Origin of the sequence: Myxococcus stipitatus DSM 14675, from assembly GCF_000331735.1 — a bacterium.
GTDB classification, from domain to species: domain Bacteria; phylum Myxococcota; class Myxococcia; order Myxococcales; family Myxococcaceae; genus Myxococcus; species Myxococcus stipitatus.
Genome location: NC_020126.1, coordinates 9395481 through 9419442 on the forward strand (window position 1 = coordinate 9395481; position 23962 = coordinate 9419442).

At 69.2% G+C, this 23962-nt stretch carries 14 protein-coding genes; 7 read left to right on the top strand and 7 right to left on the bottom strand.

The genetic code is table 11. The features are described 5' to 3' along the window. Position 1 precedes the first annotated feature (1 nt). From MYSTI_RS36380 to MYSTI_RS36395, 4 genes are all read right to left on the bottom strand, one after another. Positions 2-1159 carry a hypothetical protein gene (locus tag MYSTI_RS36380; RefSeq protein ID WP_144370212.1) on the bottom strand — a complete coding sequence of 386 codons (1158 nt, stop codon included), beginning with the start codon at positions 1157-1159 and terminating at the stop codon, positions 2-4. A gap of 90 nt (positions 1160-1249) precedes the next feature. Next, the gene (locus tag MYSTI_RS36385) at positions 1250-3247 is read right to left on the bottom strand and encodes a DNA repair helicase YoaA (RefSeq protein WP_015352855.1); all 1998 of its coding nucleotides are present in this window, start codon (positions 3245-3247) and stop codon (positions 1250-1252) included. A gap of 131 nt (positions 3248-3378) precedes the next feature. Further along, complete coding sequence (locus tag MYSTI_RS36390) at positions 3379-4236, bottom strand: hypothetical protein (RefSeq protein WP_015352856.1); 858 nt, start codon at positions 4234-4236, stop codon at positions 3379-3381. After that, complete coding sequence (locus tag MYSTI_RS36395; RefSeq protein ID WP_015352857.1) at positions 4233-5228, bottom strand: site-2 protease family protein; 996 nt, start codon at positions 5226-5228, stop codon at positions 4233-4235. The genes MYSTI_RS36390 and MYSTI_RS36395 overlap by 4 nt, the downstream gene beginning before the upstream one ends. A gap of 206 nt (positions 5229-5434) precedes the next feature. On the opposite strand from MYSTI_RS36395, the gene MYSTI_RS36400 reads away from it, so the two are divergent. The 5 genes from MYSTI_RS36400 (at position 5435) to MYSTI_RS36420 (ending at position 9637) form a co-directional block, all read left to right on the top strand. Further along, a complete protein-coding gene (locus MYSTI_RS36400; RefSeq protein WP_015352858.1) occupies positions 5435-5782 on the top strand; it encodes a hypothetical protein in 348 nt (115 codons plus the stop codon). Positions 5783-5882: 100 nt separating this feature from the next. Then, on the top strand, positions 5883-6683 hold the full coding sequence (locus MYSTI_RS36405; RefSeq protein WP_015352859.1) for a hypothetical protein: 801 nt from the start codon (positions 5883-5885) through the stop codon (positions 6681-6683). A 42-nt stretch (positions 6684-6725) separates the two neighbouring features. Further along, on the top strand, positions 6726-7442 hold the full coding sequence (locus tag MYSTI_RS36410) for an HAD family hydrolase (RefSeq protein ID WP_015352860.1): 717 nt from the start codon (positions 6726-6728) through the stop codon (positions 7440-7442). A 139-nt stretch (positions 7443-7581) separates the two neighbouring features. Then, positions 7582-7995 (top strand): hypothetical protein, encoded by a 414-nt coding sequence (locus MYSTI_RS43480; protein WP_044282546.1) that lies wholly within the window; start codon positions 7582-7584, stop codon positions 7993-7995. 631 nt (positions 7996-8626) lie between these two features. Then, the gene (locus tag MYSTI_RS36420) at positions 8627-9637 is read left to right on the top strand and encodes a lipid kinase (protein WP_144370213.1); all 1011 of its coding nucleotides are present in this window, start codon (positions 8627-8629) and stop codon (positions 9635-9637) included. 10 nt (positions 9638-9647) lie between these two features. Here MYSTI_RS36420 and hrcA read toward each other — a convergent pair whose 3' ends face one another. Further along, on the bottom strand, positions 9648-10679 hold the full coding sequence (hrcA, locus tag MYSTI_RS36425; protein WP_015352863.1) for a heat-inducible transcriptional repressor HrcA: 1032 nt from the start codon (positions 10677-10679) through the stop codon (positions 9648-9650). A gap of 217 nt (positions 10680-10896) precedes the next feature. Here hrcA and yedA point away from each other — a divergent pair, with 217 nt between their 5' ends. Continuing rightward, the gene (gene yedA, locus MYSTI_RS36430) at positions 10897-11823 is read left to right on the top strand and encodes a drug/metabolite exporter YedA (protein ID WP_015352864.1); all 927 of its coding nucleotides are present in this window, start codon (positions 10897-10899) and stop codon (positions 11821-11823) included. Positions 11824-11961: 138 nt separating this feature from the next. Beyond that, positions 11962-14256, top strand: coding sequence for a hypothetical protein (locus MYSTI_RS36435; protein ID WP_015352865.1), 2295 nt, complete (start codon positions 11962-11964; stop codon positions 14254-14256). A gap of 25 nt (positions 14257-14281) precedes the next feature. Here the strand turns inward: MYSTI_RS36435 and MYSTI_RS36440 are convergent, their stop codons facing one another. Both MYSTI_RS36440 and MYSTI_RS36445 read right to left on the bottom strand, forming a co-directional pair. Next, a complete protein-coding gene (locus MYSTI_RS36440; RefSeq protein ID WP_044282547.1) occupies positions 14282-16264 on the bottom strand; it encodes a hybrid sensor histidine kinase/response regulator in 1983 nt (660 codons plus the stop codon). 115 nt (positions 16265-16379) lie between these two features. Beyond that, positions 16380-23771 carry a HAMP domain-containing protein gene (locus MYSTI_RS36445; protein WP_086009865.1) on the bottom strand — a complete coding sequence of 2464 codons (7392 nt, stop codon included), beginning with the start codon at positions 23769-23771 and terminating at the stop codon, positions 16380-16382. Positions 23772-23962 lie beyond the last annotated feature (191 nt).

A 23962-nucleotide genomic window follows, 5' to 3' on the forward strand; every position in this document is an offset into this window, starting at 1 on the left:
GTCACGGACACTGGCGCGTGTAGTCGAAGCGCTTGAGGACCCGATTCTCACCGTTCAGCTCCACCTCCATCACCAGCCCATAGATGGCATGCACGCGCCCCCGCGCGTCCAACTCCAGATGCGAGGCGGAGAACGGCACCGCGAACGTGTCCTCACCAGCGACGCTGAGGGTCGTCTTCTCCCATCCCCGCTCGGAGCGCACCCAGTGGTCCAAGTTCTTGCCCGACTCATGGAGCAGATGCACCTCACCCGAGTCGGACACCGTCATGGCTCCGGGTGACGCTCCCGAAAGCCCCGTCTGGGAGACATCCCAACCGCCCTCGGCGCGCCGGACACCCAGCCACACGTCTCCGCCCCCATTCCACACGACATGAGGCGTCCCGGAGGGCGTCACCGCGATGAGCGGGAAGTTCCCCTCCGGGGCAATCTGCTCCGTCACCCAGCTCCCCGAGGCATTCGTGGCGTACTGGATGGAGCTCGTCCGCGGCAGTCCCGTGAACTGATACACGACATGCGCGTGGCCCTTGTCGTCCACGCGCAGGCTGTGCATCCGGTCCCGATTCTGGAGGACGACGAAGGGCTCCTCCGTCACCAGCGCCTCGGGCGGACCCTGGATGTGCCGCATCGGGTAGTTGCCCACCGGCATCACGGTGAGCGCATGGAGGCCCCCTTGCGCATCCATGTCGAAGTCGTGGACCCACCCGCTCACGAGTCGCTCGGACAACCACCCGCCCTGGGAGGAGTGGAAGAAGTAGGTGGGCACGGAGGCGGACCCATCCTGGAACTGGGGACTGACCGCGAGGTGGACCTCGCCCTGCGCATCCACCCGGACGCCCCCAATCCAGGGGTACATCCCCATCCAGGGGACCTTCTCGAAGCGCCGCCCGGGCCTCGTCGTCACCACGCGCACCAGGTCATCGCCGTACTCGAGGAAGTACGCATGTCCGTCCGCGTCCAGCCCGAAGTCCGGGTTCGCCTTGGTCCCCAGCGGAAGCACCGTGCGCGTCTGCCAGCCGCCCTCGCACACCCCCCAGGGCGTCATCCGCTCGTCGACATCCTCCAGCTCCAGCGGGAGCTCCTGCTTCGGGAACGAGATGGGCTCACACCCGCCCACCACCATCGCGGCGGCGAGCAGGCTCAGACTCAGACGAGGGGACACGAGACCATCCACGGTGGACCCTGGGGCCGGGGGTACAACGGCATACGCAACGAGCAGCCGATTCGGGCTGTTTCCCACCGAAAGGGGCGCTCAGTCCACCGGGCGCAGGGCCCGCAGCGGGCGCACGGGGCCGTTGAACCAGCGGCTCAGCTCCACCAGGTCATCCACCCGCCGCGCGTCCGGGAGGCTGTCCAGGAAGACCTGGCCATAGGCCTTCGTGCGAATCCGCCGGTCCAGCATCGCGACGATGCCCTTGTCCGACTGGGTGCGAATCAACCGCCCGAAGCCCTGTCGCAGCGCGAGCGCCGCCTGGGGAAGCTGATACTGCTCGAAGGGCTCCTCGCCTCGCATCTGGAGCTGCTTGATGCGCGCCGCCACCAGCGGGTCCCCGGGTGACGCGAAGGGGAGCCGGTCGATGATGACCAGGCTCAGCGCATCCCCCGGCACGTCCACGCCCTCCCAGAAGCTGTGCGCCGCGAAGAGCACGCTGGGCGTGTCGCGGAACGCCTCCAGGAGCTGCGCCTTGGGCCGCTCGCCCTGGAGCAGCGCCTGATAGGGAAGCCGCCCCGCCGCCAGCTCGTACGCGCGCACCATGTTGCGCAGCGACGTGAAGAGCACGAAGGCCCGGCCTCCCGACACCTCGCAGAGGCGGATGATTTCCTCCGCCGCCGCTTCGATGAAGCCCGGGGCGCTGGGGTCCGGCAGGTGCGTGGGCAGGTACAGCGCGGCCTGGCTCGGGTAGTCGAACGGACTGGGCACCGCCAGCGTGCGCACGCGCGTCACCGGCTGACCATCCTCGCCATACAAGCCCATGCGCCGCGCGAAGAAGTCGAAGCGGCTGTCCGCCGCCAGCGTGGCGGACGTGTACACCACCGTGTCGAGCGCGCCGTACATCCGCTCGCGCAGCTCCTTCGCCACGTCGATGGGACTGGCGCGCAGGAACAACCCCTTGCCCCGCTGCTCCGCCCAGTACACGTGGTCCGAGGACTCCGCCTTCTCCAGGAAGGAGAGCTGCTCCTCCAGCTCGTCCGCGCGGCGCGTGATGGCGGCCAGCTCCGGCTCACGCTCTCCCGCGGTGAACGCGGACAGCGCGGCCAGGCCCTCGCGCACACCGCCCAGCGCGCTGGACAGCTTGCCCATGGCCTCCGCCTGGAGCGCCACGGAGGACTCGTGTCCCGACAGGCCCAGCGCGCGAGGCGCCTGCGCGAAGAAGGCGTCCGCGCCCGTGCGAAGCCGCGCCGACAGCGCGCGCAACATCGCGTGCCGTGAGTCGTCCTCCTTCAGCGACGCCACCGCGTCTCGCGCCAGCTCCTCCAGGCGGTAGTTGGACACACCCACGCCGAAGTGGCCGCTGGCCGCGTCCTCGAGCGCGTGTGCCTCGTCGAAGATGACGGCTTCGTAGTAGGGCAGCACGCCCTCGGTGCGCTTGCCGGAGCTTCGCAGCGACAGGTCCGCGAAGAAGAGGTGGTGGTTGACCACCAGCAGGTCCGCGCTCTCCGCGCGCTTGCGCATGCGCGTGACGAAGCACGTCTCGTACAGCGGGCAGCGCGTGCCCACGCACGTCTCGGACGTGGTGGACAGCCGAGGCCACGCGCTGAAGGACTCGGGCAGGTCCAGCTCGCTGCGGTCTCCGGTCTGCGTGTCCTCCGCCCAGGCCTTCAGCTTGGGCCAGTAGCGCGACTCCTCCCGCGAGCCGAACTGCGGGTCCTGCGCGAAGGCGGCATAGCGGTGCAGGCACAGGTAGTTGTTGCGCCCCTTGAGGTACGCGGCCTCGAAGGTGAGCCCCATCTTCTCGCGCAAGAGCGGCAGGTCCTTGAAGAAGATCTGGTCCTGCAGCGTCTTCGTCGCCGTGGACACCACCACGCGGCGCCCCGCCAGCAGCGCGGGCACCAGGTAGGCGAGCGTCTTGCCCGTCCCCGTGCCCGCCTCGGCCAGCAGGTAGCTGCGCTCGGCGAAGGCTCGCTCCACGGCGCGCGCCATCTGCAGTTGCTCCGGGCGGTGCTCGTACGCGGGCAGGGCCACCTGGAGCGCGCCCCCAGGGCCCAGCAAGGTGTCGACGGAGAGTGTCGGAGAGGCGGAAAGCGGCATCGGGAGTGGTGGGTCTCGCGGGAGCGGCCCGACACGATAGCAGCCAGCCGCGCTGGGAGCCCGTTTCCATCCACCGTCTCCTGACCTTCGCGCATGGCAGGCCGCCCCACGGGGAGGCTCCGCCCGGCCGGTCAGGGCGCGCTGCCGGAGAACAACATCCGCATGCGCTGCATGACGTACGTGAGGAGCACCAGCAGGACCAGGGAGAGCACCGCGATGGCGCCGCCTCGCAGCCGCCGCTTCAGCAAGGACGGGCCCTGGGGCTCCGCCTCCGTCGTCACCACCAGGGTGGCTCGGCGCACGACCTCCTCGCGAGCCCGCTGGGCCATCGCGTCGTCCGGCACCCGCGCCAACCTCACGCGGTACAGGCGTCCCGCCGAGGCCAGCTCTCCCCGCCCCATCGCCGTCGACAGGAAGCGCTCATGCTCGGGCCACTCCTCCCACCGCGCCGCCAGGGCGCGCCACGCGTCCATCAGCTCCGCCGAGGGCGTGTGGTCCTCGGCCACGAAGTTGGCGTAGACCAACCCGCACTGGGAACAGGACACCGCCGTCGGCCGCCGCACCGAGACACACTTGGGGCAGTGGCCCGCGGGCGGAGTGAAGAGGACCTCATCGTCCGGGGCAGCGTGGGGCGTGGCCCCCCGCACCATCCGCAGGGGCGCGACACTCGCGCGCTCGGGGGAGGGCGCCGTGAGGGTGTCCACGGGCGCACGCGGGGGGCTCGTGCCTTCACCCGACGCAGACACCCTGGCGGCCGCATGCGCGGCGGGAATCGAGGCGCCACCGGACACCGCCACCTGCGCGGGGCCCGAGACACCACTCGACACCGCCGTCTGCGCGGGGCTCGCGCTCTCGCCCGTGGCCCGCACCGACGTGCGCGCGCGGCTCTCCGCCCCGCACCGCTGACACGTCACCACCAGGACAGCGGCCTCCACCCGGAAGGACTCCAGGGGGATGAGCCGCTCACAGGCTTCGCACTGGAACTTCATGACACCACCTGACGCAGCGGCACGGGCATCGCGCAGCCGATGAGGGCCAAGAGGCACAGCGCACAGATGAGCTTGCGAGAAGGACTGAGCGGCGCCCCCGGCTCCATCACCTCCGGGTGCCCGAAGCCCACCACCTTGCTCGTCACCAGGAGCCACAGCCCCCACGACGCGGTGACGAACAGCGTGAGGAACAACAGCAGCGCGGCCATCCCCCGCCCCACCCAGTGCGCGTGACGACCCAGCAGCGCGAAGGCCAGGTGCCCCCCGTCCAGCTGCCCTATCGGCATCAGGTTGAGCAGCGTGACGAGCAGTCCGAACCAGCCCGCGATGACCACGGGATGCACCAACACATCCTTCCCCTCCGGCACGGGCCCCAGCGCCAGCCACGTCAGCCCCTTCATCAGCAGGCTGTCACCGAACACCGTCTGGACCCCCTGGAAGGTCTCCTCCGGCGCGGGCGGCGCGTGTGTCACCTTCGCCATCACCCAGGTGAAGAGCTCCCGGCCGTAGACCCACAGGGAGGACTCACCGGGGAACTGGGACGGCACCGTCGGCGCGTCCACCACCGTGGAGTGCGACAGCCCCCAGAAGAGGATGGGCAGCGCCACCACCAGTCCCGCCAGCGGTCCCGCCGCGCCAATGTCCACCAGCGCGTTGCGGCTGGGGATGCGGTCACGGATGCGGATGACCGCGCCCAACGTGCCGACACCCAACACGGGCAAGGGGATGAAGTAGGGCAGCGAGGTGTCCACCCGGTGGATGCGCGCCAGCACGTAGTGGCCCATCTCGTGGGAGCCCAGGATGGCCAGCAGCGACAGGCTGAACGACAGCGCCCGCGAGGCCGCCTCCGGTGAAATCTCCCCGGGGGAGTAGGGCCGCTGGAAGTGGAAGTAGAGCAGGTACGACGTGAACGTCGTCACCACCGTCAGCAGCAACAACAACAGGTGAAGCCAGTACCGGGGTGCGGGACGCGCGGCGGGGACCATGTCCATTCAGGAGCCTCGTGCTGGGGCTAGCAAGGCGAGATGGGCATTGCAACGCGGGCACGCAGTCCCGACGGACACACAGTGTGTCCGGACGGACCTTGACATGGAGTCGACATCTGGTACGAACGCCGCCGCTTGAGGTCTCAATCGAACGGTCAAGAGCCCTTCGGGGAGCTTGACCACCGTACAAGCAACATCCAGAGGGGAAAACCATGAAGAAGCTCATCCTGTCGGCCGTTGCCGCGTCCAGCCTCATCGGCTGCACCAGCGTCGAGAGCGCCGTTGTCTCCGGTAACGAGATCGCCGCCAACGGTGAGGCCGTGGCCGTCATCCAGACCAACGCGCTGGGCCTGACCGCCATCTTCCACATCATCGACATCGTCCAGAGCGACCTGGACACCGTCGTCAACAAGCTCCTGATCGCCGAGGCCAAGGCCATGGGCGCGTCGAAGGTCGACCTGAAGGGCGCGGCCACCACGCCCCGTCACGGCATCTACGCGCTGTTCGGCACCATCATCGGCGTGACCTCCTCCACGGCCACCGGCGTGGCGGTGAAGTAGTCGAGCTGCCGGCCCACACGGCGGCAACTTTTGGGAGGCCCCCCTGGCGACAGGTGGGCCTCCTTGCTTTTCAGCCCTCCTCCTGCCCCACTCCCGCCCCATGTCCCTTCGCGTCTTCGTCTCCTGTCTCGCGCTCACCCTGTCCGGCTGCACCCGCAAGTCGGATGACACCGCGGAGCTGTCCGCGAAGGTGAAGCAGCGACTCGTGGAGCGCGACACGAAGCTGGGCGGCTACCACATCGCCGGCACGGTGAAGGACGAGGGCCTGGACGCCGTCCCCTTCTCCTTCCAGTACCGCGCCCCCCAGCGCATGCGCGGCACGCTGGGCGCCCCCGCCTCCCGCATCTTCGCGTGGGATGGAACCCACCTGTTCGAGCAACTCGATGGCGAGAAGCGCTTCACGACCTTCAAGTCGGAGCTGCCCCCCGCCAAGCTCGCGGGCTTCCTCACCGAGACCTTCGGGGTCTTCACGCCGGAGGGCTTCCGCGCGCCGCTGGTGTCCCGAGGCGCCACCCTCCGCCGCACCCGGCACGCCCGCGCCCCCGAGGCCGTGGAGCTGTCGCTGACGCTGGGCGAGGAGGCCGGAGGCGTGGCGCTGGTGTACGTGCTGCGCTGGCCCGGGCTGGACTTCCTGGAGAAGCGCACGCGCGCGCCGGATGGAACGGAGGCGGAGGTGCGCATGGACGAGGAGCAGTGCGACGAAGCCCTGGGCTTGTGCGTGCCCAAGCGCCTCACCCGTTGGCTGGGGGGCCGCAAGGTGGGCGAGACCGTGCTCTCTCGTGTGGACCTGGCGAGCCCGCCGCCCAACGACGCCTTCACCCTCGTCGCGCCCGAGGGCTACGATGTGCAGACGCGAACACTCGTGGAGTCGGCCGCCCAGAACCCACCCTCGGGTGGTTGACCGACACCCGAGCCGTCCCCACTTTCGCCCCGGAGGCGCGCGATGGTGGAGAACGTCATCTTCGACGTGGACGGCACGCTGGTGGACTCGGTGGACGAGCACGCCGAGGCCTGGCGGCGCGCGTTCCTGCACTTCGGCCGGGACATCCCCTTCGCGCATGTGCGCAGCCAGATAGGCAAGGGCGCCGACCAGCTCATCCCCATCTTCTTCAACGACGAGGAGCTGGAGCGCTTCGGCAAGGAGCTGGAGGAGTACCGCTCCACCCTCTTCCTGCGGGAGTTCCTCCCCAAGGTGCGCCCGCTTCCTCGTGTGAGGGAGCTGTTCCAGCGGCTGCGCCAGAAGGGCCGGCGCGTGGTCCTGGCCTCCAGCGCGCAGGATGAGGAGCTCAAGCACTACGTGCGCCTGTGCAACATCGAGGGCCTGTTCGAGGCGCGGACCTCCAAGGAGGACGTGGCGGCGAGCAAGCCTCAGCCGGACATCTTCGAGGCGGCGCTCGCTCGGCTGGGGAAGCCCGAGACGACGGTGACGGTGGTGGTGGGCGACTCGCCGCACGACGCGTTGGCCGCCAGCAAGCTGGGGTTGTCCACGGTGGGAGTGCTGTCGGGAGGCTTCTCCGCCGAGGACCTGCGCGCGGCCGGATGCCGTGCCCTGGTGAAGGACCCCGCGGAGCTGTTGCGGTTGGAGGAGGAGTCCTCCGCGGACTGGCCGTGGAATGGGCCGGGCGCGGTCGCCGTGAGCAAGGACGACGAGCCCCGCTGAGCGACACGCCTTTCGCCCCACCCCTTGAAGGGATGGGGCGGAAGAGCGCTTCTGCTACCTGCGCGAACTTCCCCGGCTGCGAACACCCGCGCGCCCACGTGAGCCCGCGCCGCGCCTGACGGTGCTGGTTCGACGTGGGGTGCGTGCGGTGCCTCGGGAGCGGACGCTCGTGGAGGTCTTCCGCGCGGTGGCCCTGCGGCCCGCGGTTCCGCTCCTCGCGGTGGTCTTGGTGCCGGAGCGCACGGCCCGCGTGGGCCGGCGAGTCCGGGAGACACGCTTCGCGGCGGTCCGCGTGGGTCGGCGAGTCCTCGCGACACGCTTCGCGGCGGTCCGGGAGCCTGCACGCGTGGGCCGACGCGTCCGGGAGACACGCTTCGCGGTGACGCGCCTGCCGGCCTTTCGCGCGGTCTTCTTCGCGGCGACACGGGCCTTCAGCCTTCGGCGCGCAGACTTCGCCTGGCGCTTCTTCTTGAACCCACCTCCGGTGACCTTGTTCACCGTGGCCCAGGCGCGAGCCTCCGCTGTCTTCTCGGACGTGCCTCGGTTCTCGTAACCCTTCTCGATGTGACGGGCCATCCGCTTCTGCTTCGCCGTGTATTTCGCCTTGCTTCCTCTCGCCATGCATCCACCTCCAGGTCCTGTACTTCGCCGGCCAGGAGCCGGCCGTGCCTGGAAGGTGCGCAGCCCCACTGTCGCGGGGAAGGGGTGCGGCCGCCACCTCTGTCCACCGCGGCGTCACTCCGCATCTCCGCACCGTGCGCACATCGAGCGCGCACCACACGACGATGGCTCGAGAGCACGTGGTTCGAACGCGATACCTGGCATCCGAGGCGGCACGAGCAAGAGCCATCCTCGATGCACGCGCGCGGACCGGGCGTCGTGACGGATGCGCGGGCCCGCTGACGTGCCCCGCGAGCACGTTCGACGAGCGCAACACAAGGTGGGCGACGCGAGGGGAGCCGCAGGACACCCGCGCATCCTGCGTCGCTTCCTCCTCGTGGATATCACTGACGCCCGGCATGGCCGGCGACTGCGCACCGGCTGAACGCCGCCCGCGACGATGGCCGCACACACACGTCCGCGGTCCCCCGACGATGCGCGGAGCCCTCGCCCCCCAGGCTCCCCTCCGAGCACGAGGTGACGGTGTCCCTCGCCCCGAGGTCCCCTGGTCCTTGGAGCTCCGAATGCTCACCCTCTCTGTCACGCCACAAGGAGGAGGCCCCCTGGAACCCGCGCTCATCGAGCTCCCCCGAGAACGCGCCGTGGCCCCTGGGACCGCGGCGCTCGTGGTCAATACGCATTCCCGCCTGGGCCGGGAAGCCTTCAGCCTCGCGAGAAACGCCCTCGCCGCCCGAGGTGTCACCCTCACGGAGAGCCACGCGCTGTCACGAAGCCGACGGCTGCGTCACGTGCTGGAACAACTCCTCGAGCGAGGCACCCGCCGCATCCTCATCGGCGGCGGTGACGGAACCCTCAGCGGCGCCGTGGCCCACCTCCTGGGCCGGGACGTGACGCTCGGCGTGCTCCCGCTCGGCACCGGCAATGACTTCGCGCGCACACTCGGCATCCCTCCCGACCTGGAGGCCGCGTGCGACGTCATCGCCCGCGGGCACACCGCGCGCGTGGACGTGGGACTCGCCAACGGACGCCCCTTCCTCAACGCCGCCAGCCTGGGCCTCACCGCGGGAATCGCCCGACGCCTCACGAAGGGACTCAAGCAACGCCTGGGCAAGCTCGCCTATCCCATGGCCGCCGCCGCCGAGGCCCGCGAGCTGCGCCCCTTCCGCGTCCGCGTGAAAGCCGACTCGCAGGAGCTCGAGCTGGACGTGCTCCAGCTCGTAGTGGGCAACGGCCTGTACCACGGCGCCGGCAACATGGTGGACCCCGACGCCCGGCTCGACGACCGCCGGCTGCACGTCTACGCCGTCGCCGCCCCCTCCTCGAGCTCCGGCCGCGAGGGCACCGGCCTGGGCCAGCTCCAGGACCTGGCCACACTCGCACGCGTCGCCCTGTCGACGCGCACCGGCGACCACGTGGAGAACCCCTCCGTCACCTCGCTGCACGCCTCACGGCTCTACGTGGAGGCCACACCCGCGCGAGAGGTCAACGCGGACGGAGAGCTCATCGGCCGCACGCCCATGCACTTCGAGGTCGCCCCCGCGGCGCTGCGCGTCTACGCGCCCGCGCCCACGTGAGCGGAACCCGCTACACCTTCTCCAGCACGCGCGAGAGCACCTGCGCGGTGAAGTTCACCAACGGAATCACGCGGCGGTAGTCCATGCGCGTGGGGCCGATGACGCCCACCGTGCCCAGCACCTGCTCCTGATTGCCGTAGGGGCTGGCGATGACGGAGACCTCACCGCCCGCGCAGAAGTTGCTCTCCGCGCCGATGAAGATCTGCATCTCGTTCGCGCGCTGCACCCGGTCCAGCAGCGTCAGCAGGCGGTGCTTCTCGTCCAGCGCCTTGAAGAGCGCGCGCATGCGCTCCACGTCCGCGAACTCCGGCTGCTCCAGGAACGAGCCCGTGCCCTGGATGAGCACCCGCTCCGTGGTGGGCAGGTCCGTGGCCGCCGCGCCCAGCTTGAGCGCCTTCGCCGTCAGCGCGTTGTAGAGCGCCTGCTCCTGGTCCATCTCCGCGCGGATGCGCTCGCGCGCCTCCTCCAGCGGGACTTCGCAGAGCAGCTCCGACAGGTAGTTGCTCGCCCGCATCAGCTCGTCGGAGGTGATGGGGAAGTCCACCGTGATGGCCTTGTTGTGCACCTGGCCGCTCTGCCCCACCAGGATGGCCAGCACCCGGTCCTCGCGCAGGCGGACGAACTCGATGCGACGGAACACCGCCGAGTCCGGCCGAGGCGTCACCACCACGCCCGCATGCCGCGTCAGCGAGTGGAGGATGCGGCTGGCCTCGCCCAGCACCTCCTCCAGGTTCGTGTCGTGGAAGAGGCCCGCGTGGATGAGCTCGCGGTCTCGCGGCGGCGGCTCCTTCAGCTTCACGAGGGTGTCCACGTAGAAGCGGTAACCCGCGTCGGTGGGAACCCGGCCCGCGGAGGTGTGCGGCTTCTCCAGGAAGCCCAGCTCCTCCAGGTCCGCCAGCACGTTGCGCATGGTGGCCGAGGAGACGTCGAAGCCAGGGCGGCGAGCGAGCTGCTGGCTCCCCACCGGGCCCCCGGTGGAGATGTACTCCTGCACCACCGCCCGCAGGACTTCCTTCTCGCGTTCACCCAGCTCTTCGGACATCCAGGCGCTCTCACTCTGGAGCAAGCGGCGCCCCAAGCTGCCGCGCGCGCTCCACGAACCCCAAGTCTAAGAAAGCGCGTCCATGCGTTCAATCCACACGGTCTCATCTCCGACCAGGCGTGCGTTCGCACTGTACCGCTCGGCTGATTCCTCGACTGTGGGGTATGGCAATGCGCACATGGCCCACGGGGAGGACGGGCGCTAATAGCCGCGCACCGTGTCCGCCTCGACCATCTCCTCGACCCCTCCCGCCGTCGTCCCACCTGACAGTGACGCACTCCAGGCGAGCGCCCAGCGCGGCCGAATCCTCCTGTGCCTGGTGACCCTGTACCTCGTGTGGGGCTCCACCTACCTGGGCATCCGCTTCGTACTCCAGGGAGGAATGCCGCCGTTCCTCACCGCGGGCGCGCGCTTCCTGACGGCGGGCGCGCTGTTGTTCGGCGCGCTGTGGCTCAAGGGCGCACCGGTGCCCACCGCGAAGCAGTGGGGTGCGTGCGCGGTGGTGGGGGCGATGTTGCTGGGCGTGGGCAATGGCGGGGTGGTGTACGGGCAGCAGACGGTGTCCTCGGGCGTGGCGGCGCTGGTGGTGGGCAGCCTGCCCATGTGGTCCGCGTTGTTTGGCGGACTGTTCGGCCAGTGGCCCGGGAAGCTGGAGCGCTGGGGGCTGGCGCTGGGCTTCGGCGGCATCATCCTGCTCAACCTCGGCACCGAGCTGGGGGGCCGGGTGCTCCCCATGGTGATGTTGATCGTCGCGCCGATGAGCTGGGCGCTGGGCTCCGTGCTGGGCCGTCGCATGTCTCTGCCCAAGGGGCTGATGGCGCCCGCCGCGCAGATGCTGTGCGGTGGGGTGCTGATGCTGGCCTTCGGCCTGCTGCGCGGCGAGCACTTCACCGCCATGCCGGAGCCTCGCGCGCTGGGGGCCTTCGCGTACCTGGTCACCTTCGGCTCGCTCCTGGGCTACAGCGCGTATGCCTACCTGATGCGGCACGCCAGCCCCTCGCTGGCCACCAGCTACGCGTACGTCAACCCGGTGGTGGCGGTGCTCCTGGGCGTCGTCTTCGCGGGCGAGACGATGAGCCCCATGGCCTGGGTCGCCATGGCCGCGATTCTCAGCGCCGTCGTGCTGCTGACACGCAAGCGCTGAAACACGCGGCGGCCCGACACGAAGGGGCGCCATTCGCGGACAGGCCGTCCTCGGGGACCACACGTGCCGTGTCAACCCGGGGGCGAAGCGGCAGACGGTGCTTGACGCTGGTGCCCACCCTGGCTGTTTAACGGGGGCATGGAATTCGTCCGCGCCCTCTGTGTCGCGTGGTTGCTGGTGGCGGGGCTCGCCACGGCCGCCACCCCGGTCATCCAGGTGCCCGAGGGCGGCGCCGGTGTCCCCGTCATCACCAAGGGCATCGTCTGTGGCCCGCTGCGCCCGGGCTGGACGCTGGCCTCCGACGGCCGCACCCTGCGCCCGCCCCCCCGCGTGGAGCAGGACGACGCGCGCGTCCAGGAGCTGAAGGTCGCCGCCACCGCCGCGCAGTGCGAGACGACCGAGGAGCGCGTCACCGTCATCGCCACGGGCACCTTCCCCCGCGTGGACGCGTCCGGCACCAACTTCTTCCCGGACGACGGCCGCGTGGAGCTGCGCGGCGTGGGCCTGGACCACGTGGGCATCTACTGGAGCGGCACGCCGCGCAACGAGGCCGATGCGAAGCTCATGGAGGGACAGGACGTCTGCCTCGCGCCCTCCGCGGAGAAGGGCACCGCGAGCTGCACCGTGCCCGTGGCGAGAGGGCTCCCCACCGACGCGGCGCTCTACTGGACCCCGCCGCACGGCCGGCAGGGGCGCGACGTCACCACGTACGACGTCTCCGGCAACGTGGTGGAGCTGGAGACGTTCCGCCTGCGTCCCGGGCGCACCATCCTCACCCAGCCCCTCATCCAGTCGGGCGGCGTGGACGTGTCGCGAGGGCCGGGCTCCGTCGCGCTGAGCCACTCGGAGGCGGTGTCCTCCGTGGACTGCGGCCCCGTGCGCTGCGAGGTCAACGAAGGCGCCGTGTCGCTGCGCAACGTGCCGGGCGTGGACGTGAGCGTGACGCTGAAGCTGCGCCTGTCGCCGCGCATCTACTTCCTGCGCGGCGAGGCGCTGGAGCAGGTCATCCAGGAGACGCTCCCCGTCCTCGCCTGTCCCCTCTTCGCCGTGGACGGCACGGTGCTGCGCGACGCGGAGAACGCGGCCATGGTGGTGCGGCTGGACTCCTCCTGTCAGCACGACCCGCGCAAGCTCCTGTGGTTGATGAACGACCAGCGCGCGCGCGTGGAGCGCGTGGTGAAGGCGCCCGACGGCGTCTACGTGCTGCTGCGCACGGGCGGCACTTCGGAGCAACAAGTCACCGTGAGCGCGCAGACCTCCCGCGTCGAGGGCTCCGTCGTCGCGTCGGACACGACGAAGACGCTGCCCCTGCCGGTGCCTCGCGCGTCGCTGGAGCTGGCGAGTGAAGGGGCCATCGACTTCATCCCCATCAACCGCCCCGCGGAGCTGCACGTGGCGTCCAGCGGAGAGCAGGGCCGCTTCGTGCCTCGGCCGGTGGCGGGGGCCTACAGCGTCACCACGCGCGACGGCACGACGTACATCCAGGGCGAGCCCACCGCGGGCGGCTTCGTGGCCCTGCGCTTCGGCTATCAGCTCCCCACGCTGCCCGGAGAGCTGGCCACCGCGGACCTCTTCATCGTCAACGAGCGGGTGCAGCGCTCGGTGCGCGAGGCCAGCGTGCCCATCCGCGTGGAGAACGTGGTGGAGCTGGTGTGCGCGGACAAGGAGGGCAAGGACCAGGTGCTGGAGCCCAGCCGTCCGCACCGCGTCGCCTATGCGATGCGCAACTCGTGTCGGGTCATCATCCACCGCGAGCGGCTCAAGCCCGAGCAGGGCACGCAGGAAATCGTGCTGCGCATCGACGTCACCAAGCCGGATGGCTCGGCGCGGGGCGAGAGCCGCGTGGAGCAGCGCATGCTGCTGCGGCCCCAAGGCGAGGCGCGCGTCATCCCCGTCCCGGGGCAGCTGGGCCAGTACGACCGCATCCTCGTCCAGGTCTCCCTGGTCGCGGACGAGTCGCGCTACGCGCTGAGCACCACGGACCGCTCGGGGCTTCCCTCCGCGCAGTGGACGGCCATCGTCAGCGGCGGGCGCTTCCGCCTCTACACGACGGCGACGATTCCCGCGGGCCTCTACCGCGCGACGGAGCCCAGCGGACAGCTCATCCTCAACTTCGGCGTGGTGTCGCGCCTGGCCCTGCTCAACAACGAAGGCCAGGAGCGGCTGCTCGGCATCGAGATGGGCTTGATGGGCATGGGCCTCATCCCGCAGTCCGGAGACATCGAGTTCCCTCCGACGCTCGCGGTGGTGATGGGCCTGAGCTTGCGAGTGCCCATCGGCCCCGGCGCCGCGGTGGGCGCGCAGGCGTGGGTGGCGCGCGAGTTCCGCGACGACATCACCCGCCGCTCCGACGGCTCCGTCGTCCCGTCCAGCCGCTGGTCCTTCATCTTCGGACCGAGCATCTCCGTGGGCAACGTGGGCTTCAACCTCTGACGAAGCCCGCGCCGCGCGACGGGGGTCAGCTCGCGGTGCGGGTGCCGTGCGCGTGGTGCACGCTGACGCTGGAGGGCTCCGTCTCCCGGGGCAGCCACACGTTGAACGTGGAGCCCTGCCCCGGCACGCCGGGGGACTCCACCCAGATGCGGCCGCCGTGCTGCTCGACGATGCCCTGGCTGATGGTGAGCCCCAGGCCCAGCCCGCCGTACTTGCTGCCGTGCGCGCGGCCGAAGCGCTCGAAGATGAGGGCCTGCTTGTCCTTGGGAATCCCCACGCCGCTGTCCTTCACGGACAGGTGCACGCCTTCCTTCCCCTCGCGGCTCAGGCGCACCAGCACCGCTCCACCCTCGGGGGAGTAGCGGATGGCGTTGGACAGGAGATTCGTCAGCACCTGGTCCAGCCGTCCCCGGTCCCACGTCCCCTCCAGGTGCTCCGGTGCCTCCACCTGGATTTCGTGCCCCTGTGACAGCACCGCCATCCGGTCTCGCGTCTCCTGCACCAACTGGCCCAGGTCGAAGGTCTCCAGCTCCAGCGACAGCCGGCCCGCCTGCAGCCGGCTGATGTCCAGCAGGTCCTCCACCAGCTTGGCCATCCGGTCGATCTGCCGGTTGATGATCTTCAGCGACTTGCCCGGGCCCGCCTCCGTCTCGCCGCCCAGCTTCAGGAGCGCCAGGTGCGCGTGGCCCTTGGCCGCCGCCAGCGGCGTGCGCAGCTCGTGGCTCGCCGCCGCGAGGAACGCATCCTTCGCGTCGCTGGCCAGCCGCAGCGCCGTCTCCGCGCGCTGGCGCTCGGTGATGTCGCGCGCCACGGAGATGAACCGCCCGGGTCCCTCCTCCGCCGCCACGAACTGGAGCACCACCTCCACGGGCACCTCGGTGCCGTCCCGGCGCCGGTGCGTCGTCGAGTACGTCTGGCTGGGCAGCGTGCCGCTCACCAGCGGCGCGAGCAGCTTGCGGAAGCCCGCCTCGTCGAAGGCGCTCTCCACCTCCAGCACCGACAGCCCCACCAGCTCATCCGTGCTGCTGGCCAGCTGCTTCGCCGCGCCCGCGTTGGCGTACGTCAGCGTGAGCGAGTCCGGGGAGAACATCAGGACGCAGTCCAGCGTCGCGTCCAGCGTCATCTTGAAGCGGCCCAGCGCCTCCTCCGCGCGGCGCTTGTCGTCGATGTCCGTGGCGATGGCAATCCACCCCACCACGTGGCCCGTCTCGTCGCGCTCCGGCACCGCGCGCGCCAGGTGCCAGCGATACACCCCGTCGAACCGGCGCAGGCGGAACTCGCGCTCCACGCGCTGGCTGGAGCGCACCGCCAGCTCCCACGCCACGCGCATCTCCTCCCGGTCCACCGGGTGCACGAACTCCAGGAACGTGGACAGCGACAGCGGCTGCTCCTCGTGGATGCCCGTGTAGTCGCGCCCCGCCCGGTTCGCGTAGGTGAACGAGCCGTCCGCGCGCGCCGCCCACATCATCTCCGGCAGCGACTCCGTGAGCCGCCGGTAGCGCAGCTCGCTCTGTCGCTCCAGCGCCTCCCTGTCCCTCTGCCGCAGGAGCGCCGCCTGCCGCTGGATTTGTTGTTCCTTGAGGAACAAATCCACGAAGACGCTGACCTTCGAGCGGAGGATTTCAGGGTCGAACGGCTTGAGCAGGTAGTCCACCGCGCCGTGCGCATAGCCCTTGAAGATGTGGGCCGCGTCGCGGCTGAGCGCGGTGAGGAAGATGATGGGGATGGTGCGCGTGCGCTCGCGCTGCTTGATGAGCGTGGCCGTCTGGAAGCCATCCAGGCCCGGCATCTGCACGTCCATCAGGATGACGGCAAAGTCCCGCTGGAGCAGGAACTTGAGCGCTTCCTCGCCGCTGGTCGCCTTGACCAGCTCCTGCCCCAGCGGCTCGAGGATGGCCTCCAGCGCCAGCAGGTTGGACGGGTGGTCGTCCACCATCAGGATGCTGGCCCGAGGACGGCTGGCCCCTTCCAGGGGGCGTTCGGCGGAGTTGTGTTCGCTAGGCGTCATTGAAATAGGAGCACGGTATGCCCAGAGCGTTCACTGACTGGACAGGCTAGGCGCGGCGCGTGCCGGTCCCAAGCCCGGCGAGGTGGAGTCGTGCGCTAACCATCATTCAACCCCTTCAGGCCGCCACCCAGAGACGGATGAGTTCCAAAAGCTTGTCCGTATCCACGGGCTTCGGCAGGTAGTCACTGGCTCCCGCGGCCATGCACTTCTCCCGGTCGTCCTTCAGGGCCTTCGCCGTCACGGCGATGATGGGCAGGCTCGCATACCGGGCGTCCTTCCGGATGGCCCGCATGGTCTCATAGCCGTCCATCTCCGGCATCATCACGTCCATCAACACCACATCCACGTCACGGTGGTGTTCGAGCGTCTCGATGGCCGCCCGCCCGTTCTCCGCGAACACCACCTGCATGCCGTGATTCTCCAACACGCTGGTGAGGGCAAAGATGTTGCGCATGTCGTCATCCACGACGAGCACCTTCTTGCCCACCAGCTCCGCCGCCTGCTCGCTCCGCTGGGCCAGGGCCGCCCGAGCACGGGGCGGCAGGTTCTGGTCCAGCCGGTGCAGGAACAGCGCGGTGTCGCTCAGCAACTGTTCGGGGCTCTTCGTTCCGCTCTTGAGGATGACGCTGCCGGTGTAGCGCCTGAGGCGCACCTCGTCCTTCGCGGTCAGCTCCTTCCCCGTGTAGATGACGATGGGGAGGTCCCTGAACCGCTGCTGGGTCTTGACCTCCTCCACCAGCTTGATGCCGTCCATGTCCGGCAGCAGCAGGTCGATGACCAGGCAGTCGTACTCGCCCTCCTCCAGCTTCTGGAGGACCTCCTGGCCGGTGGCCACGGCCGTCACCTGCACGTCGCCGCCGTCCGCCAGCAGGCTGACCAGGCTGGAGCGCTGGACGTCGTCGTCCTCCACCAGCAGCAGGCGGCGCTCCGTGCGCTCCAGGAACTTCGCCAGCTGGCTGAAGACGCGCTCCAGGCCCTCCTTGCTCACGGGCTTGGTGAGGTAGCCGAAGGCGCCCTGCGCGTTGCCCAGGTGCTTGTCCATCACGCTGATGATGTGCACCGGGATGTGGCGCGTGCGCACGTTGCGCTTGAGGCGGTCCAGCACGCTCCAACCGTCCACCACGGGCAGCTGGATGTCGAGCGTCACCGCGTGCGGCTGGAACTCATTCGCCATGGACAGGCCGGTGTCCCCGCGCGTGGCGACCAGGGCCTTGAAGCCCTTCTCGCGCGCGAGCTGCACCATGATGCGGGCGAACTTCAGGTCGTCCTCGATGATGAGCAGGACGCGGTCGCCCTCCCGGATGTGCTCGCGGTCATCCTCCACCGCGAGCGGCGGGAGCAGTGACTCCATGGGCGGAGGCAGCGCCGCGTCCAGCACGTGGCCGCTCTCCGACGGCGACGGTCCCATCGGCACGGGCGGAGGCGTCGGCGTGGAGGCCGGAGTCTCCGAGGGCGACGAGGACAGGGGCGGCAGCGGAGACGGCAGCACCGGGGCGTCGTCGTCGGGGGCCACGTACTCGGGCGGCAGGTAGAGGGTGAAGACGCTGCCCTTGCGCGGCTCGCTGTAGACGTGGATTTCGCCGCCCAGGAGCTTGGCGATCTCCCGGCTGATGGACAGGCCCAGGCCGGTGCCGCCGTACTTGCGCGCGGTGGAGCCGTCGGCCTGCTGGAACGCCTCGAAGATGAGGCGCTGCTTGTCCTTGGCGATGCCGATGCCCGTGTCCACCACCGAGAAGGCGATGACGTGGCGCGAGCGCTTGAGCACCTCGTGCTCCAGCTTCGTGCCCGGGTCGGCCAGCTTCACCGTCATCCGCACGCTGCCCTCGTCCGTGAACTTGAAGGCGTTGGACAGGAGGTTCTTGAGCACCTGCTGCAGCCGCTGCGGGTCCGTGCGGATGGAGTACGGCGTGCCCGGCGCCACCTCCACGGTGAAGGCCAGGCCCTTCTGCTCCGCCACGGGACGGAAGCCCCGGTCGATGAACTGGTTGAGCTCCGTGAGGACGATGTCCCGAGGCTCCACCTGCATCTTCCCGGCCTCCACCTTGGAGAGGTCCAGGATTTCGTTGATGAGGGTGAGCAGGTCTCCGCCGGAGGCATAGATGGTGTTCGCGTACTCCACCTGCTTGGTGCTGAGGTTGCCGTCCTTGTTGTCCGACAGGAGCTTGGCGAGGATGAGCAGGCTGTTGAGCGGCGTGCGCAGCTCGTGGCTCATGTTGGCCAGGAACTCGCTCTTGTAGCGGGAGATGACGGTGAGCTGCTCGGCCTTCTCCTCCAGGCTGACGCGGGCGCGCTCCACCTCGTTGTTCTTCTCCTCGACGCGGCGGTTCTGCTCCTCCAGGAGCTTGGCCTTCTCCTCCAGCTCGGTGTTGCTGCGCTTGAGCGCGTCCTGCTGCTGGGTGAGCTCCTTGGACTGGCTCTGCAGCTCCTGGGTGAGCCCCTGCGACTGCTGCAGGAGCTGCTCGGTGCGCATGTTCGCCGTAATCATGTTCAGGACCACGCCGATGCTCTCGGTGAGCTGGTCCAGGAAGATTTGATGGATGGCGCTGAAGGTGTGGAACGAGGCCAGCTCGATGATGGCCTTGACCTCGCCCTCGAAGAGCACGGGCAGGACGATGATGTTGAGCGGCGCGGACTCCCCCAGGCCGGAGGAGATGGTGATGTAGTCCGCGGGCACGTGGGTGAGCAGGATGGTCTTGCGCTCCAGCGCGCACTGCCCCACCAGGCCCTCGCCCATGCGGAACCGGTTGGCGATGTGCTTGCGCTCCCGGTACGCGTAGGTGCTGGTCAGCTTGAGCACCGGCGTGCCGCCGTCGGTGTCCAGCAGGAAGAAGGCGCCGTGGTGCGCGGAGACCAGCGGCGTCAGCTCGCTCATGATGAGGCGGCTGACGGCGTCCAGGCTCTTCTGGCCCTGCATCATCCCGCTGAACTTCGCCAGGTTCGTCTTGAGCCAGTCCTGCTCCTGGTTCTTCTGCGTCGTCTCACGCAGGTTGACGATCATCTGGTTGATGTTGTCCTTCAGCGCGGCGACCTCGCCCTCCGCGACGACGGTGATGCTGCGGGTCAGGTCCCCCTTCGTCACCGCGGTGGCCACGTCGGAGATGGCGCGCAGCTGGCTCGTCAGCGTTCCGGCGAGCTGGTTCACGTTGTCGGTGAGCTGCCGCCACGTGCCGCGAGCACCCGGCACACGCGCCTGGCCGCCCAGCTTCCCTTCGATGCCGACTTCGCGGGCCACGGTGGACACCTGCTCGGCGAAGGTGCCCAGCGTGTCCGTCATGTTGTTGATGGTGTCGGCGAGCGCGGCGACTTCGCCCTTCGCGTCGACGATGAGCTTCTGGGTGAGGTCGCCGTTGGCCACCGCCGTCACCACGCGGACGATGCCGCGCACCTGCGTGGTGAGGTTGGAGGCCATGAAGTTCACGTTGTCCGTGAGGTCCTTCCACGTGCCCGCCACCCCGGGCACGCGGGCCTGTCCGCCCAGCTTCCCCTCGACGCCCACCTCGCGGGCGACGGTGGACACCTGCTCGGCGAAGGTGCCCAGCGTGTCCGTCATGTTGTTGATGGTCTCCGCGAGCGCGGCGACCTCGCCCTTGGCCTCCACGACGAGCTTCTGTCGCAGGTCCCCGTTGGCGACCGCCGTCACGACCTTGACGATGCCGCGCACCTGCGTCGTCAGGTTGCGGGCCATGAAGTTCACGTTGTCCGTGAGGTCCTTCCACACGCCGGACACGCCGCGCACCTCGGCCTGGCCTCCCAGCTTGCCCTCGGTGCCGACCTCGCGCGCGACGCGCGTCACCTCGGAGGCGAACGAGTTGAGCTGGTCCACCATGATGTTGATGGTGTCCTTCAGCTCCAGGATTTCGCCCTTGGCGTCGACGGTGATCTTCTTCGACAAGTCACCATTGGCGACGGCCGTGGTCACCAGCGCGATGTTGCGCACCTGCGCGGTGAGGTTGGAGGCCATGCTGTTCACGTTGTCCGTGAGGTCCTTCCACGTGCCGGCCACTCCCGGCACCGCGGCCTGACCGCCCAGCTTTCCATCCGTGCCCACCTCCTTCGCGACGCGCGTCACCTCGGCGGCGAAGGCGCGGAGCTGGTCCACCATCGTGTTGATGGTGTCCTTGAGCTCCAGGATTTCGCCTCGGGCCTCGACGGAGATCTTCTGCGACAGGTCTCCGTTCGCGACGGCCGTCGTCACCTTCGCGATGTTGCGCACCTGGTCCGTGAGGTTGTCGGCGAGGACGTTCACGTTGTCGGTGAGGTCCTTCCACACGCCCGCGACACCGGGCACCGCGGCCTGGCCACCCAGCTTGCCCTCGGTGCCGACCTCCTTCGCGACGCGCGTCACTTCCGAAGCGAAGCCTCGGAGCTGGTCCACCATCGTGTTGATGGTGTTCTTGAGCTCCAGCACCTCGCCCTTCACGGAGACGGTGATCTTCTGCGACAGGTCTCCGTTCGCGACGGCCGTCGTCACCTTGGCGATGTTTCGCACCTGGTCCGTGAGGTTTCCGGCGAGGACGTTCACGTTGTCCGTGAGGTCCTTCCACACGCCGGACACCCCGCGCACCTCGGCCTGGCCCCCCAGCTTGCCCTCGGTGCCGACCTCCTTCGCGACGCGCGTCACTTCCGACGCGAAGCCTCGGAGCTGGTCCACCATCGTGTTGATGGTGCTCTTGAGCTCCAGCACCTCGCCCTTGGCGTCGACGGTGATCTTCTTCGACAGGTCTCCGTTCGCGACCGCCGTCGTCACCTCGGCGATGTTACGCACCTGCGCGGTGAGGTTGTTCGCGAGCAGGTTCACGTTGTTCGTGAGGTCCTTCCACGTGCCCGCGACACCCGGCACCTCCGCCTGGGCGCCCAGCTTTCCTTCCACGCCCACCGTGCGCGCCACGTCCGTCACCTGCTGCGCGAAGATGGACAAGGTCTGCGTCATCGCGTTGATGGTCTCCGCGAGCGCGGCGATTTCGCCCTTCGCGTCCATCACCAGCTTCTGGGTGAGGTCGCCGTTGGCCACCGCCGTCACCACGCGGACGATGCCGCGCACCTGGCTGGTGAGGTTGGAGGCCATGAAGTTCACGTTGTCCGTGAGGTCCTTCCACACGCCGGACACGCCGCGCACCTCGGCTTGGCCCCCCAGCTTCCCGTCGGTGCCGACCTCCTTCGCGACGCGCGTCACCTCGGCGGCGAAGCCTCGGAGCTGGTCCACCATCGTGTTGATGGTGCTCTTGAGCTCCAGCACCTCGCCCTTGGCGTCGACCGTGATTTTCTTCGACAGGTCTCCGTTCGCGACGGCCGTCGTCACCTCGGCGATGTTGCGGACCTGGTCGGTGAGGTTGTTCGCGAGCAGGTTCACGTTGTTCGTGAGGTCCTTCCACGTGCCCGCGACGCCCGGCACCACGGCCTGGGCGCCCAGCTTCCCTTCCACGCCCACCGTGCGCGCCACGTCCGTCACCTGCTGCGCGAAGATGGACAGCGTCTGCGTCATCGCGTTGATGGTGTCGGCCAGCTCGGCGACCTCGCCCTTGGCCTCCATCTTCAGGCGCTGCGTCAGGTCTCCATTCGCGACGGCCGTCACGACCTTGGCGATGCCTCGCACCTGCGTCGTCAGGTTGGAGGCCATCACGTTCACGTTGTCCGTGAGGTCCTTCCACGTCCCGGAGACCCCCTTCACCTCGGCCTGTCCGCCCAGCTTGCCGTGGGTGCCGACCTCGCGCGCGACGCGCGTCACCTCGGAAGCGAACGAGTTGAGCTGGTCCACCATCGTGTTGATGGTGTTCTTCAGCTCGAGAATCTCGCCGCGCGCATCCACGGTGATCTTCTTCGACAAGTCACCGTTGGCCACCGACGTCGTCACCAGGGCGATGTTCCGCACCTGCGTGGTGAGATTCGAGGCCATGCTGTTCACGTTGTCCGTGAGGTCCTTCCACACGCCGGCCACGCCCTTCACATCGGCCTGACCGCCCAGCTTGCCGTCGGTGCCCACCTCGCGCGCGACACGCGTCACCTCGGACGCGAAGGCGCGGAGCTGATCCACCATCGTGTTGATGGTGTCCTTGAGCTCCAACACCTCGCCGCGGACGTCCACGGTGATCTTCTTCGACAGGTCACCCTTGGCGACGGCCGTCGTCACGTCCGCGATGTTGCGCACCTGGGCCGTGAGGTTGTTGGCCATCAGGTTCACGTTGTCCGTGAGGTCCTTCCACGTGCCCGCGGCGCCGGGCACCTGGGCCTGCGCTCCCAGCTTGCCCTCGACGCCCACCGTGCGCGCCACGCTCGTCACCTGCTGCGCGAAGACGTTGAGCGTGTCCGTCATGTTGTTGAGCGTCGCGCCCAGCGCGGCGATTTCACCCTGCGACGGCACCATCAGCTTCTGGGTGAGGTCTCCGTTGGCGACGGCCGTGACGACCTTGACGATGCCTCGCACCTGCGTCGTCAGGTTGGAGGCCATGAAGTTCACGTTGTCCGTGAGGTCCTTCCACGTCCCCGAGACTCCCGGCACCGCGGCCTGACCGCCCAGCTTTCCTTCCGTGCCCACCTCGCGCGCCACGCGCGTCACCTCCGACGCGAAGCCGTTGAGCTGGTCCACCATCGTGTTGATGGTGCTCTTGAGCTCCAGCACCTCGCCGCGCGCGTCCACCGTGATCTTCTTCGACAGGTCGCCGTTCGCGACGGCGGTGGACACCTCGGCGATGTTGCGCACCTGGGCCGTGAGGTTGTTGGCCATCAGGTTCACGTTGTCCGTGAGGTCCTTCCACACGCCGGACACGCCCTTCACGTCGGCCTGTCCGCCCAGCTTGCCGTCGCTGCCCACCTCGCGCGCGACGCGCGTCACCTCGGCGGCGAACGAGTTGAGCTGGTCCACCATCGCGTTCACGGTGGTGCCGATGCGCAGGAACTCGCCCTTCACCGGCTGGCCGTCGATTTCGAGGGCCATCTTCTGCGTGAGGTCACCTTCGGCCACGGCCACCAGCACGCGGGCGACCTCCGTCGTCGGCTGCACCAGGTCGCCGATGAGCGCGTTGATGGAGTTGATGCTCGTGGCCCAGTCGCCGCGCGCATCCCCCAGCGACACGCGCTCGCCCATGCGGCCCTCACGCCCCACCACGCGCGCCACCCGCACCGTCTCCTGCGTCATGACCGAGTTGAGCGACACCACCGCGTTGAAGGCCCGCGAGATGTCGTCCATCACCGGCAGTGACGGGAAGTCCGGCAGGCGCACCGCGAAGTCGCCGCCCTGCACGGCCCGCAAGGCCGCGAGCAACGTGTCCATGGGGTCCTCGCCCCGGATGCGAGCGCTGATGGCGGAGGCTCGGGGGCCTCGCGGACCGTCACCCGAGCCGTTCCCTGGCTTCGCCTCACGCCGGGACTCGGCACGGCGGGTCGCGGCGGGGGGCTCACTCGGCGCGCCGGACGCACGCGTGCTGGGTGTCTGCTCACCCCGGGACTTGCGCGGCGTGGCTCGCTTCCGTCCATTCGCCGAGGGGTGGCTGGAAACCTTGGTGTCGTCCACGAGAAGAACCCTTCTGATCGGTTTGAGCGCCATGTACCGAGGGCGCCCGACGGCAAATCCGACCGAATCTCCTGTGAGTTCGCGGACTTGTCGATTCAAGTCCCCACTCCACGGGAGGGTTTGTCGCGTACTGAACTTTGAACCCCAACTTCCGGACACCGAGGGTGAAACCCGCAGGACCGGGAGCCCTT